This window comes from Rhizobium sp. M10, from assembly GCF_002531955.1.
GTDB lineage: Bacteria > Pseudomonadota > Alphaproteobacteria > Rhizobiales > Rhizobiaceae > Rhizobium > Rhizobium etli_C.
This window is the reverse complement of the sequence record NZ_NWTA01000002.1, coordinates 516,183-529,807: the sequence shown is the minus strand read 5'-3', so window position 1 is coordinate 529,807 and position 13,625 is coordinate 516,183. Positions and strand designations below refer to the sequence as shown.

Here is a 13,625-nt window from a genome sequence, read left to right as displayed (position 1 = left end):
CTCCGATTGGATGCGCCGAGGAAACAGCAGGGGCCGGTTGCGGTCTTGAACGAAATTGCAGGGCGGAGACGGCGCCTCGGCCAGCCCCGTCCTTCGAGGCCCCTTGCGGGGCACCTCAGGATGAGGCTGGAGAGCGGTCGCAGCCCGCGGCACCCACGATCAGCCCTCATCCTGAGGTGCTCGAGCAGTCTTGAAGGCAACCGCGGCCTTCCAGAGAGCCTCATCCTGAGGTGCCCCGCAGGGGCCTCGAAGGACGAGGCGGGTGCTCCGACGTTCGATGAATGCAAGAAGCGGCGTTGAGCGGGCCCTTCGAGGCTTCGCCCTCACGGGCTACGCGCCTCAGGATGAGGGGCGTTGGAGGGTGCCGCGCCCTTAACCGTGGACGGCAGGAGGATCACAGAAAAGCGCCGGCATAGAGCCGCGGCGACAGGCCGTATTTGCGCACGAAGACGCGCGTCATGTGGCTCTGGTCGGCAAAGCCGCTGGCAAAGGCCGCCTCCGCAAGCGGCGTGCCCTGAGCGATCAGCCGGCGGGCGCGATGGATGCGGGCCTGGAGGAGATAGGCATGCGGCGTCAGCCCCGTCGCCTTGGCAAAGCCGCGCAGCACCTGGAAGCGGCTGAGGCCGCTTTCGGTGGCGAGATCGGCAAGCGAGACGGCGGCAAGAGGATCGTCGTCGATCAGATCCCGCGCCGCGCGGATGGAGGCCGGCACCGGCGGCCGCTCCTGGCGATCGCCCCGTTCCCGCATGACATCGGCGACGAGTTGCAGCAGCAGTTGCTCTGAGAGCAGCCCGTCGGCTGCGCTGGCGGTGACCGCGCCAAACAGCATCTCGAAGCGGGCGGCGATCGCGCCATTGCGGATGACCGGATGGGGGATTTCCTGCCGCCCTGCCCCGCCGCCGATCTCCCGCGACAGGCCGGCGACGATCTCGGGATCGAAATAGAGGATGCGCCACGATCTGCCTGCGCCGATCGGCGCGCCGTCATGCACCTCGTTCGGATTGACGGTGATGATATCGCCGGCCGCAGCCTCGACCATGCCGCGCCCGCTGAGCGACTTCTGCGCCCCTGATGAGACGAGGCCGATGCCGAACTGCTCATGCGTGTGCCTGCTGAAGCTGTGATGCGTTGCCGCCTCCACGGCCTCGACCCCGGCCAGCGCCGAGCGCAGCATCCTGAACTGATTTTTCGCCATCATCCGTCCGCAGATCCGATTGTCGGCCACTCTGCCAGCCGGATGGAGCGGGCGCAACGCTTGGCAAGCGCCGCGCGTCTTTCAAACGTCAGAAGAACTCGTCGAGCAGCTGATAATAATCGAGGCGCGCCGGATCCGGCGCCGTCAGCCCGTAACGATCGAGGAAGGACGGCACCAGCGCCGCGCCGAAATTATAGGCGATGCTGCGGCAGGCGAGCGCGAGATCCTGATAGCGGTCGGCGACACCGAGGCGGCTGCAATCGATATAGCCGGAGAATTGGCCGCCGGAGGCGACGAAATTGGGCAGGCAGGCATCGCCATGGGTAACGACGAGGTCCTCACGGTCCGGCCGCCGGCCTTCGAGTTCGGCAAACAATGTTTCGGCGCTCTTTCCGAGCCGCGTCTCGTCGAAATCGGTCTCGTCGACGATCCCGGCCTGCATGCGCGCCCTTGCGGTCGGCAGGCGCTTTTCCAGACGATGATCGAACGGGCAGGAGGCGATCGGCAGGTGATGGAGATCGGCAAGTGCGGCCGCCAGCAGTTCGACACGCGTAAGCGGCGTCAGCGCCGATGCGCTGGCGAGATCGGTTCCCGGCAGGGCGCCGATCAGCAGCCAGTCGCGCTCGCCGTCGCTTTCCCGGGCGATGACGTCGGGACACGGCAGGCCGGCGGCCTTGAGCCAGCCGAGCCGGGCCGCTTCATCGGCAAGCTCGCCGAACGGCCCCGCCGCCTCGACCTTCAGATAGAGGGCCGGCAGGCCCTCGCCTTCCAGCCGGAAGACGCTTGCCGCGGAACGGCCGAGCGCATCGCGTTCGAACCGGTAGCCCGAGAGCCGCTCGCCAAGCGCTGCCGGCAATGTGTTGGAAAATGTCAATGCAGCGTTTCGGCGGGTGCGGCTTCGAGCAGGATCTCGAAGGCCTCTTCGAGCGCCGCCACCAGGATATCGGTCAGCTCGTCGCCCTTGTTTTCCAGGAACAGCGCGCTGACGGCTTCGTCCTGACGCTCCAGAAACAGCTCGATCTCGTTCGACATATCATTGTCCCTTCTTCACCGTACCATCACGGCCATAGGGAGAGGCTAGATGCGGTTGCTTGCGTGTGGCTGGTTGCGGGCGGCTTGCCAATACTGACCGCCATTCATCTTGGATAGTCATAAATCGCCCACTCACTTCTGGGAATTACATTCCCCACCCCGAAATCAAACGAAATGATTTTCGTCGCATCGTCGTTCACTTCGCATCTGAACGCCAACTGGTGCAATTGCTTACCGTCATAGAATGCACTTCGCTTAAGCGCGAGGACATTGCCGTTCGGCAGATTGTATCGAGGCACCTCAATGATATTGGGATCATATGCCGCGGATGAATGAAGCAGCTGTTCTCTAAGCTCGCTCCAGCAAAGCTGACCACCCCGCATCTGGCGCGGCAAATTATTCATCGCCGTCTTGACCCTGAGGTCTGAGACAAAGTTGTCAGTAAACAGGGTCTTCGCTTTCGTGAGGTTATTCGATTCCTTAGCTACGTCCGGTGGCGTTGAGGAGGTTGTTGCCGTTGAATTCGTTGACGGCTTTGCCTGCTCGAAATTCGTCTTGGCCTCATCGGGTCCTGTGGCAGCAGGCCCGTTCTTTTCCGGATTGACCTCAGTAGTCTCTACCTCGGGAAGTTCAATATCCTGAGGTAGCGGATTCGCAGCAGGCATAGTCTCATGAACTTCTGGCTTTTGGGGTCGCGGCGGTTCGACAGGCGATATTCCCGGTTTTGCCTCAATGACCGGCGGCTTAAGTGCTTCGGCCTGCTGCGGTATACCCCGCTCGCTTTGTTCCGGCGCTGAATCCTTCTCAGCAAATTCGAAAACCGGACGGGCTACGCGTAGTGGCCGGGGAGCGACGCGCGCTTCGGGCATCTTCGCAGCTTTCGGCGGCGGCGGAGGTGGTGGCTGCTTCTTCGCCTGTTCCGGCGGCTTCGGCTCTGGTGGTTTTTCCTCGGGCTTGGGCTCCGGCTTCTTCTCCTCCGGCGGTGGAACGAGCTCCACCTTCACGCTCTCGTCTTCGGGAGGCTTCGGCTCGATCTTCGGCAGCCCGAAAATCAGAAGGGCGATGAGCGGCACATGCAGAAGCACGGACGCACCGACACCCCAGCGGAGTTCTGGCCGCTGTTTTGCCGCTTCATGCGCTTCTGCCGGTTCGACGTCTTCTTCTGTCACAGCAGCGATGTGGCCTTTAAAGCCGGCAGCATCAAGCCACAAAAACAAAAAACCGCGTGATCGCTGCCGCAACGATTGGCCGGCAGGCCGTCATCATTCAGCGCCCCGCGGTCTCCGGAGAGCCGTGCCTTGGTATCCGCACCGGTTTGAGCGGTCGTCAGCCGAGCGAGCCGATGAGATCGCGATAGGCAGCCTCCGGGAACGCCTTCAGCGTTTCGGTCCGGACATTGCCCGCCATGGCGAGCGACAGCGTAAAATGCGCCATCACGGCGTCATCGGGCGCCTCGCAGACGGCGACCATGTCGTGTCCGCCCATCGTCAGGTAGAACTGGTTGATGGAGCCGCCGACGCCGGCGAGCAGTTTCTTCGCCGCGTCCAGCCGTTTTGTCGAGTCGCGAACAGTACGGATGCCTTGGTCAGTCCAATCGATCAAAAGAATGTAAGTGGTCATGTCGCACCTCCCGACGGAGGATCGCTCACGCAGGCATACGATCTCGCGTGTGTCGCGATCGATCCTTTCCCCGTGGCCGGATTATAGCCCTGTCACCAGACAGGGACAAGAAAGCCGCCGGGATCATTGGTGTTAATCACAAAAGCAAAAGCCGGGCACGGGGCCCGGCTTTCCCAATCGGAATGACGTCGAAGCCTCAGCTGTCGAGGAACGAGCGCAGCTTGCAGTTTCTTAGCTGTCCAGAAAGCTTCTCAGCTTTCTGGAGCGGCTCGGATGCTTGAGCTTGCGCAGCGCCTTCGCCTCGATCTGGCGGATACGTTCGCGGGTGACCGAGAACTGCTGGCCGACTTCTTCGAGCGTATGGTCGGTGTTCATGCCGATGCCGAAGCGCATGCGCAGCACGCGTTCTTCGCGCGGCGTCAGCGAGGCGAGAACGCGGGTGGTCGTCTCACGCAGGTTCGCCTGGATGGCGGCGTCGATCGGCAGCAGCGCGTTCTTGTCCTCGATGAAATCGCCGAGATGCGAATCCTCTTCGTCACCAACAGGGGTTTCGAGCGAAATCGGCTCCTTGGCGATCTTCAGGACCTTACGGACCTTTTCGAGCGGCATGGCGAGCTTTTCGGCCAGTTCTTCCGGCGTCGGCTCGCGGCCGATCTCGTGCAGCATCTGGCGCGAGGTGCGGACGATCTTGTTGATCGTCTCGATCATGTGCACCGGAATGCGGATCGTGCGGGCCTGGTCGGCGATCGAACGGGTGATCGCCTGACGGATCCACCATGTCGCATAGGTCGAGAACTTGTAGCCGCGGCGGTATTCGAACTTGTCGACCGCCTTCATCAGGCCGATATTGCCTTCCTGAATGAGGTCGAGGAACTGCAGGCCGCGGTTCGTGTACTTCTTGGCGATGGAGATGACGAGGCGAAGGTTCGCTTCGACCATTTCCTTCTTGGCGATGCGCGCTTCGCGCTCGCCCTTCTGCACCATGTGCACGATGCGGCGGAATTCCGAAATCGAAATGCCGGTCTCGGTCGCCAGATTCTGGATTTCCTGGCGGATGTCGCGGATCGTCGTGTTTTCGCCCTTGGCGAATTCCTTCCAGCCGCGGGCGGCCAGATTGCCGATCGACTTCATCCAGTTCGGATCGAGCTCGGCGCCCTGATACTGTTCCAGGAAGCTGTCGCGCTTGACGCCGTAGGATTCGGCCAGACGCAGCAGGCGGCCTTCGTTGGAGACGAGGCGCTTGTTGATGTCGTAAAGCTGCTCGACCAGGGCGTCGATGCGGTTCTGGTTGAGCGACAGCGACTTAACGGCCTTGATGAGCTCGTCCTTGAGCTCCTTGTAGCGGCGCTCCTGGGCGGTCGACAGCGTGCCGGACGCCGACAGGCGCTGCTCGACCTGCTGGTCCTGCAGCTTGCGCAGCTTCTTATAGGTCTCGGCGATCGTATCGAGCGTCTCCATCACCTGCGGGCGAAGCTCGGCTTCCATCGCCGCCAGCGACAGGTTGGATTCGTCCTCGTCCTCTTCCTCCTCCTCGGGAGGCAGGCCTTCGCCGCCGACATCGGTGATGTCGTCGTCGCCGGAGCGGGCGCGGCGGGTCTTTTCCTTCTCCTCGGCGGCCTTGCGGTCGGCCTCGATCTTCTCCGGGCTCTGGAACTGCGGCGCCGCCTTGGCCTCAGGGCCGGAATAGGTGGTTTCGAGATCGATGATCTCGCGCAACAGCGTCGTGCCTTCGTTCAGTTCGTCGCGCCAGATGATCAGCGCCTGGAAGGTCAGCGGGCTCTCGCAGAGGCCCGCGATCATCGTCTCGCGGCCGGCCTCGATGCGCTTGGCGATGGCGATTTCGCCCTCGCGGGAGAGAAGCTCGACCGAGCCCATCTCGCGCAGATACATGCGCACCGGATCGTCGGTGCGGTCGGTCGGTTCTTTCTTCTTGGCGGTCGCAAGCGCGGTGCCGCCGGAAGGCGCGAGTTCGCCGCCTTCGCTGTCCTCGTCGCCGCCGGCATCATCGTCATCGCTGCCGCCGGAAGCGCCGGCTTCCTCGGCTTCTTCGTCCTCGATGACGTTGATGCCCATGTCCGAAAGCATCGACATCGTGTCTTCGATCTGCTCGGACGTCACTTCCTCGGACGGCAGAACGGCGTTGAGCTCATCCATCGTCACATAGCCGCGCTTTTTGGCGGCCTTGATCATCTTCTTGACCGCGTCGTCGGAAAGATCGAGAAGAGGGCCGTCGCTTGCGCCGTCGCGTTCGACTTCCGCGTCTTCGTTCTCTTTGACCTTGGTTGCCATTTATATCGTCGCCTTCCTGACGCTATCCAATCTCGCTACGGTGAATGGGCCGCCTCAGGGCTGGACGCGTCGCGCGCGCCGCCCTAGAATCACCTTTGCCCACCTAACGGGATGACATTTAAAGCCTGATTAACCACGATCGCCGGCACCGGACAGCAAAGCTTTTTTGCTTTTGGATTTCCGGCCATGGTTGCGCGATCCGCCTTGACCCAGTTCACCGTTTCAACAAGTCGAACGGTGATTCCCACATTTTTTGTTCTCGTCAAGCTTTTCCAGAAAAAAAGCTCACGAATCATCGGAAAAAGCCTTATCCACAGGCTTTGAACCGCGGCTGCGATTGCGAACCTTATTTAAGAAGCGTCGAACAAAAGACAAGGGCAGCATGGATTTTGCCCGGCGCAGCGGTTGTTTCGGCCGTCTTTACAGTTTTGACGGCAGTCTATTCCCCGGCTTGCGGCAGGCCGCTCTGTTTCTAATGCGCGGCCCCGTCATAGGCCGTCACCTTCAGCGCGCCGAGATCGATCGCGGGAATGCAGCGCAGATTGATCGAGGCCATGGCAGCGCCGTTCGGGCCTACCGCCTCGCCGAAGGGCGCAATACCGCACGTGGCGCAGAAGTGATGGCGGATGACATGCCTGTTGAAAGTATAGGTCGAGATGTTCTCGTTGGGCGTCTTCAGCACCAGCTTCTCGCGCGGCACGAAGGCCAGAAGCCCGCCGCGCCGGCGGCAGAGCGAACAGTTGCAGTCGAGCGCCTCGCTGAATTCGCCCTCGACCTCGAAACCGATATTGCCGCAATGGCAGCTTCCTTCATAAATCATCTCGTCCTCCTCACATCCAATCCATGACGACTTTGCCGGAGTTGCCCGACCGCATCGCCTCGAAGCCCTCGCGGAAATCGTCGATCTTGATGCGATGGGTAATAATGGGTGCGAGATCGAGGCCGCCCTGGACGAAGGCGATCATCTTGTACCAGGTCTCGAACATCTCGCGGCCGTAAATGCCCTTGAGATTGAGCATCTTGAAGATCACCTTGTTCCAGTCGATCTCGAAGCCCGCCGGCGCAATGCCGAGAATGGCGATCTTGCCGCCATTGTTCATCTTGTCGATCATGTCGCGGAAGGCGGGTGCAGCGCCCGACATTTCGAGCCCGACATCGAAGCCCTCGGTCATGCCGATCGCCTTCATCACGTCGGCGAGATTTTCCTTCGAGGCATCGACGACATGGTCGATGCCGAGCTTGCGCGCCAGCGCCAGCCGATGCGGATTGATATCGGTGATGACGACCTTGCGGGCGCCGGAACGCTTGGCGACGAGCGCCCCCATGATGCCGATCGGCCCGGCGCCGGTGACGAGCACGTCCTCGCCGACGAGATCGAAGGAGAGCGCGGTATGCACGGCATTGCCGAACGGATCGAAGATCGCGGCGATCTCATCGGAAATATCGTCCGGGATCGGCACGACATTGCTTTCCGGAATGCAGACGAACTCGCCGAACGAACCCGGCCGGTTGACGCCGACGCCGAGCGTGTTGCGGCAGAGATGCCCTCTGCCCGCCCGGCAGTTGCGGCACTTGCCGCAGACGATATGCCCTTCGCCGGAAACCCGCTCGCCGACATGATAGCGGGTGACCGCCGAGCCGATCTCGGCGATCTCGCCGGAAAATTCATGGCCGACGACCATCGGCACCGGAATGGTCTTCTGCGCCCACTGGTCCCAGTTCCAGATATGGACGTCGGTGCCGCAGATCGCCGATTTCTTCACCCGGATCAGCACATCGTTCGGCCCGACCTCGGGCACCGGCACATTCTCCATCCAGAGCCCGACCTCGGGCTTCGATTTGACCAGCGCCTTCATCATGTTCGACATATCTGTATCCCTTGGTCAGTGCCTGTTTCGGCCCCTCATCCGCCTGCCGGCACCTTCTCCCCGCCAGCGGGGCGAAGGAGATATGCCGCACCGGCTTCGTCAATCCTCGACGCTGCGTTTGGCACGTCCCCTCGCCCCGTTTACGGGGAGAGGGTTAGGGTGAGGGGCAATCCCTCATCCTCAAATCACGCCCAATTCCCGCCCTGCCTCGGCAAAGGCCGCAATCGCCCGCTCGACATCCTGCCTCGAATGCGCGGCCGACATCTGCGTGCGGATGCGGGCCTGACCCTTGGGCACGACGGGGAAGGAAAAGCCGATCACATAAATCCCCTTCTTCAGCATCAGACCTGCCATGTCCTGGGCAAGCTTGGCGTCGCCGAGCATGACCGGAATGATCGGATGGCCTTCGCCGGCGAGCGTGAAGCCGAGCTTGGTGATCTCGGTGCGGAAGAGATCGGCATTGTCGGAAAGGCGCTTGCGCAAGGCATCGCCATTTTCGATCAGATCGAACACTTTCAGCGAGGCAGCGGCAATAACCGGCGCCAGCGTGTTCGAGAACAGATAGGGGCGCGAGCGCTGCCGCAGCCATTCGACGACCTCGGCTTTTGCCGCGGTATAACCGCCCGAGGCGCCGCCAAGCGCCTTGCCGAGTGTGCCGGTGATGATGTCGATCCGGCCCTCGACGCCGCAATGTTCGGGCGAGCCGCGGCCGTGCCTGCCGACGAAGCCGACCGCATGGCTGTCATCGACCATGACCATGGCGCCGTATTTCTCGGCGAGATCGCAGACGCCGCGGAGATTGGCGATGATGCCGTCCATCGAGAAGACACCGTCGGTGGCGATCAGCTTGAAGCGGCTACCTTCAGCCTTCTTCAATTCTTCTTCGAGCGCCGCCATGTCGTTATTGGCATAGCGGAAGCGCTTGGCCTTCGACAGCCTGACGCCGTCGATGATCGAGGCGTGGTTCAGCGCATCCGAGATGATCGCGTCCTCCTCGGAAAGCAGCGTCTCGAACAGACCGCCATTGGCGTCGAAGCAGGAGGAATAGAGGATCGTGTCTTCCATGCCGAGGAAAGCGGAAATCCGCGCTTCGAGCTGCTTATGCTCCTCCTGGGTGCCGCAGATGAAGCGCACCGAGGCCATGCCGTAGCCGTAACGGTCGAGCGCCTGCTTGCCGGCCTCGGCCAGTTCCTCATTGTCGGCCAGACCAAGATAATTGTTGGCGCAGAAATTCAGCACCCGTTCGCCGGTGGAAATCGCAATTTCGCCCGCCTGCTTGGAGCTGATGACCCGTTCGGACTTATAGAGCCCGGCATCCTTCAACGCCGAAATCTCGGTGCGAAGATGGGAGAGAAATGGCGAGGTCATGGGCGGCCCTTCCTGATGTTTTTTATAGCTTCCGGGTTAGCATATCGCCGCCGGCTTGTCTTGTTCAGCGCCGGGCCGAGATCGAGAAGAACACCGGCCGATCCGCTCAGTCGTCATGCGCCAGGATGATCTCCAGGAAGGCGTCGCCATAGCGCTCGAGCTTTGCCTGACCGACGCCGGATATGGCGAGCAGCTCCTTGCGGCTGCGCGGCCGTTCGGTGGCAAAGGCAATCAGCGTCGTATCGGGAAAGACGACATAGGGCGGCACGCCGAGCGATTTGGCGATCGCCATGCGCTCGGCCCGCAACGCCTCGAAGAGGCTGCCGTCGGCGCCCGACAGGGCCGATTTGCGCTCGCTGCGTTCCGCCTTCTTCGTGCGCCGTTCCGAGGCAGGCCGATCCTTGCGGAAGAACACCTGTCGCTCGTGCTTGAAGACGGCGCGCGCTTCCGGCTCCAATTTCAGCGCCCCATAGGCCTCGTGATCGACGCGGATCAGCCCCATGGCGAGCAGCTGCCGGCAGACCGACTGCCAGGTGCGAACAGGAATGTCCTTGCCGGCGCCGAAGACGGGCATATCGACATGGCCGAAACGCTCGGTCTTCTCGTTGACATTGCCGACGAGCACGTCGATGACGTGGCCGGCGCCGAAACGCTCGCCGGTGCGATAGATGGCGGCCAGCGCCTTGATCGCTGCTTCCGTGCCCTCCCAGGTCTCGACCGGCTTCAGGCAGGTGTCGCAATTGCCGCATTGGCCGGCATGGGATTCCCCGAAATGGGCCAGGATCGCCTGCCGGCGGCAGGAGGCGGTCTCGCAGATCGCCAGCAAGGCATTGAGCTTGGCGCGCTCGACCCGCTTGATCTCCACGGCGGCATTGCCCTCGTCGATCATCCGGCGGCGCTGAATGACGTCGGCCATGCCATAGGCCATCCAGACCTCCGACGGCAGGCCGTCGCGGCCGGCGCGCCCGGTCTCCTGGTAATAGGCCTCGACCGAACCCGGCAGGTCGAGATGGGCGACGTAACGCACATTCGGTTTGTCTATGCCCATGCCGAAGGCGACGGTGGCAACCAGGCAGAGGTTCTCTTCCTTCAGAAAGGCATCCTGATTGGCGTCACGAAGCGCTCGGTCCATGCCGGCATGATAAGGCAGTGCACGAACCCCCTGCCCGTTCAGCCAGTCGGCCGTGTCCTCGACCTTGGCGCGCGACAGGCAGTAAACGATGCCGCTGTCGCCCTTATGGTCCGACAGGAAGCGCAGAAGCTGCTGGCGCGGCTGATCGCGCTCGACGATCTCATAGCTGATGTTCGGCCGGTCGAAGCTGGTGGTGAAGATCTCGGCAGAATCCAGCCCCAGCCGCTCGACGATATCGTCGCGGGTATGCGGATCGGCCGTTGCCGTCAGCGCTATTCTGGGCACACCGGGATATTGCTCGCCGAGCCGGCCGAGCTCACGATATTCCGGCCGGAAATCATGGCCCCATTGGGAGACGCAATGGGCCTCATCAATGGCAAACAGCGCGATCTTCTCGTTGGCGATCAGCTCGCGGAATCCGTCGGTCAGGATGCGCTCCGGCGTCACATAGAGAAGGTCGAGCTTGCCGCCCGAAAGCGCGCGGCGGACCTCGATAAACTCCTCGCGCGACAGCGACGAATTGAGCGCGGCGGCGCGGATGCCGAGCTGCTTCATCGCCTCCACCTGATCGCGCATCAGCGCAATCAACGGCGAAACGACGATGCCGACGCCCTCGCGGCAGAGCGCCGGGATCTGGAAGCACAGCGATTTGCCCGCCCCTGTCGGAAAGAGCACCACCGCATCGCCGCCTGACACGACGTGCTCGACCACCTGCTGCTGCTTGCCGCGGAAGGAGGAGTAGCCGTAGACCTGCTTCAACACTTCAAGCGGCGAGCGGCCGGCGGAAAACAGCGCATCGGCGGCGGAAAAGCCAGCTTCGTTCCGTTCGGTCAGCGACATCAGTGGTTCGCCGCCCCTTTGACGCGGCCGGACAGCACGCCGAAGCCGTCGATGATCGCCTCCTGGTTCTCGAGGCGCACACCTTCCAGATGCACTTCCTGCTGGGCCCGTATCAGCTGAACGATCGCCTCGCCGTCGCCGGCTTCGGTGGCCAGCGCAATCTCGCGTTCGAGCTCCATCTTCTGCCGGCGTAGCGCCTTTGCCCGTTTGTGGAAGGCGAGCGCCTGGCGATAACCCTCACGCGCATCTTCCATCGCCGCCTCCTCGGTCGCCGTCCAGAGCCGGGCATTGCGCACCTGCTGGTCGAGGCTCTTGATCAGCGGGCCGAAGCCTTCGAATTCCAGCCGTTCGGTCAGATAGTCACGCGTCAGATGCGGGCCGGCAACGGCGGCCGCTGCGCCAAGCACCGCCGACCAGAGCCGTTGCAGCTCGCGGCTGTCATATTCGATCGCGGCGATCTCGTCATAATCGTCGATCATCAGCGCCGGATGATTGACGATGGTGAGCGCCAGCACGCTTTCGCGCAGCGCCGTATTGTCCCGGTGGCCGCGCACGGGGCCCGAGCGGGCAAGCCGGTCGGAAATCAGGCTCGGGCTTTTCGGCCCTGCCTTACCGGGATTATCGCGGCCCGCCCGGGAATTGCCGCCGAAACCGCGCCGCTCGCTATTATTGCGGTTCTGGAACTGCGGCTGGAAGAAGGCGTTCAGCCGGTCGCGAATATCCTGCTGGTAATGACGGCGCACATTCTCGTCGGCGATGACGGCCACAAGCTGCTTCAGCCGCGCCTCGAGCTCGGCGCGCGCCTCGGGCGTATCGAACTTGCCGGTATTGATCTCCCGGCTCCACAGCATCTCCGAAAGCGGCTTTGCCTGGCTCATCACCTTGTCGAAGGGCGCACGGCCCTCATCGCGCACGAGATCATCAGGGTCTTTGCCGTCGGGCAGCAGCGCGAAGCGGACGGAGCGGCCGGGCTTCAGATGCGGCAACGCCAGTTCAGCGGCGCGATTGGCCGCACGGATGCCGGCGCCGTCGCCGTCGAAGCAGAGCACCGGTTGCGGCACCATCTTCCAGAGCAGCTCGAGCTGGTTTTCGGTAAGCGCGGTGCCGAGCGGCGCAACGGCGTTCTCGACGCCGGCCTGATGGAGCGCGATCACGTCCATATAGCCTTCGACGGCAATGATGGTGCCGCTGGCATTGTCGTCCTGCTGATCGCCGCGGCCAGGCCCCTGGATCGCGCGGCGCGCGCGGGCGAAGTTGTAGAGCACATTGCCCTTGTGGAAGAGCTCCGTCTCGTTGGAATTCAGATATTTCGCCGGCGCGTCTGATGACATGGCGCGGCCGCCGAAGGCGATCACCTTTTCCCGCGACGAAAGGATCGGAAACATGATGCGGTCGCGGAAGCGATCGTAGGAAACCGGCACATTTTCATGAACGACGAGGCCGCAGGCTTCGATCTGCTCCTTGGAGACGCCCTTGCCGGCAAGGAATTCCTTGAGTGCATTGCGGCTGTCGGGCGCATAGCCGAGGCGAAAGGTCTCGATGGTGCGCCCCGTCAGCCCGCGATCACGCAGATAGGCGCGCGCCTTGGCGCCATTGGCGGTCTGCAGCTGGTCCTGGAAGAAGGCCGTCGCCATTTCCATGACGTCGATCAGCGAGCCGCGCTCCTTCTCGCGCTTTTCCATGACAGGATCGGCAAGCGGCATCGGCACGCCGGCCATATCGGCGATCTGCTGCACCGCCTCGGGAAAACTCAGGCCTTCGAGCTCGGTGAGGAAGCGGAAATGGTCACCGGTGACGCCGCAGCCGAAGCAGTGATAGCGGCCCTTCCGGTCCTCGCAGTGGAAGCTCGGTGATTTCTCGCCGTGGAACGGGCAGCAGGCCCAGTAATCGCCGCGTGACACGTTGGTCTTGCGCTTGTCCCAGCTCACACGGCGCGCGATCACGTTCGAAATTGGAACGCGGTCACGGATCTCATCGAGAAAGGTGTTGGAAAAGCGCATTTATACCTCTTGGCCAGCCTCCATATAAGCTGCTTTGCCGCGCCATGCCACGAAACTTGTCAGGAAAACCCGCTATTCACAGGCAAGTGCACGCCTCCCTGATTGCGTCGCTTATCCAATCAAAAACACGTTATCGCCCCTGCGACAGGGGTGCGACATTATTGTCTTCGGGGAACCAGAATTCCGCCGTCGCGCAAGCTTCGGCAAAGGCGGCCATCTCCCATGTGCCTCAAATAAATCGTTTGAAAACAAATTATTATCACCCTCTATCACGGTCCGCT

At 62.4% G+C, this 13,625-nt stretch carries 12 protein-coding genes; all 12 read right to left on the bottom strand.

From position 1 onward, the window contains the following. Nucleotides 1–394: 394 nt before the first annotated feature. Nucleotides 395–1,195, bottom strand: a complete 801-nt coding sequence (locus CO671_RS04310; RefSeq protein ID WP_097605072.1) for an AraC family transcriptional regulator — start codon at nucleotides 1,193–1,195, stop codon at nucleotides 395–397. An 88-nt stretch (nucleotides 1,196–1,283) separates the two neighbouring features. After that, nucleotides 1,284–2,069 carry an APH(3')-II family aminoglycoside O-phosphotransferase gene (locus CO671_RS04305; protein ID WP_097604739.1) on the bottom strand — a complete coding sequence of 262 codons (786 nt, stop codon included), beginning with the start codon at nucleotides 2,067–2,069 and terminating at the stop codon, nucleotides 1,284–1,286. Then, nucleotides 2,066–2,227: a hypothetical protein gene (locus CO671_RS33635; RefSeq protein ID WP_170964922.1), complete on the bottom strand. Its 162-nt coding sequence runs from the start codon at nucleotides 2,225–2,227 to the stop codon at nucleotides 2,066–2,068. The genes CO671_RS04305 and CO671_RS33635 overlap by 4 nt, the downstream gene beginning before the upstream one ends. Before the next feature lie 104 nt (nucleotides 2,228–2,331). After that, complete coding sequence (locus CO671_RS04300; RefSeq protein ID WP_097605071.1) at nucleotides 2,332–3,438, bottom strand: DUF930 domain-containing protein; 1,107 nt, start codon at nucleotides 3,436–3,438, stop codon at nucleotides 2,332–2,334. Nucleotides 3,439–3,553: 115 nt separating this feature from the next. Further along, nucleotides 3,554–3,847, bottom strand: coding sequence for a GYD domain-containing protein (locus CO671_RS04295; RefSeq protein ID WP_010033023.1), 294 nt, complete (start codon nucleotides 3,845–3,847; stop codon nucleotides 3,554–3,556). A 231-nt stretch (nucleotides 3,848–4,078) separates the two neighbouring features. After that, nucleotides 4,079–6,136, bottom strand: a complete 2,058-nt coding sequence (gene rpoD / locus CO671_RS04290; protein WP_097604737.1) for an RNA polymerase sigma factor RpoD — start codon at nucleotides 6,134–6,136, stop codon at nucleotides 4,079–4,081. A gap of 89 nt (nucleotides 6,137–6,225) precedes the next feature. Further along, nucleotides 6,226–6,432 (bottom strand): hypothetical protein, encoded by a 207-nt coding sequence (locus CO671_RS33250; RefSeq protein ID WP_141507380.1) that lies wholly within the window; start codon nucleotides 6,430–6,432, stop codon nucleotides 6,226–6,228. Nucleotides 6,433–6,608: 176 nt separating this feature from the next. After that, nucleotides 6,609–6,956 carry a GFA family protein gene (locus CO671_RS04285; protein ID WP_010030032.1) on the bottom strand — a complete coding sequence of 116 codons (348 nt, stop codon included), beginning with the start codon at nucleotides 6,954–6,956 and terminating at the stop codon, nucleotides 6,609–6,611. 10 nt (nucleotides 6,957–6,966) lie between these two features. Further along, nucleotides 6,967–8,004, bottom strand: a complete 1,038-nt coding sequence (tdh, locus tag CO671_RS04280; RefSeq protein WP_097604734.1) for an L-threonine 3-dehydrogenase — start codon at nucleotides 8,002–8,004, stop codon at nucleotides 6,967–6,969. A 180-nt stretch (nucleotides 8,005–8,184) separates the two neighbouring features. Further along, entirely contained in the window at nucleotides 8,185–9,372 is a 1,188-nt protein-coding gene (locus tag CO671_RS04275) for a glycine C-acetyltransferase (RefSeq protein WP_097604731.1), read from the bottom strand. A 106-nt stretch (nucleotides 9,373–9,478) separates the two neighbouring features. Continuing rightward, nucleotides 9,479–11,344 carry a DNA helicase RecQ gene (gene recQ, locus CO671_RS04270; RefSeq protein ID WP_097604729.1) on the bottom strand — a complete coding sequence of 622 codons (1,866 nt, stop codon included), beginning with the start codon at nucleotides 11,342–11,344 and terminating at the stop codon, nucleotides 9,479–9,481. Continuing rightward, nucleotides 11,344–13,344 carry a DNA primase gene (dnaG, locus tag CO671_RS04265; RefSeq protein WP_097604726.1) on the bottom strand — a complete coding sequence of 667 codons (2,001 nt, stop codon included), beginning with the start codon at nucleotides 13,342–13,344 and terminating at the stop codon, nucleotides 11,344–11,346. The genes recQ and dnaG overlap by 1 nt, the downstream gene beginning before the upstream one ends. Between the last annotated feature and the right edge of the window lie 281 nt (nucleotides 13,345–13,625).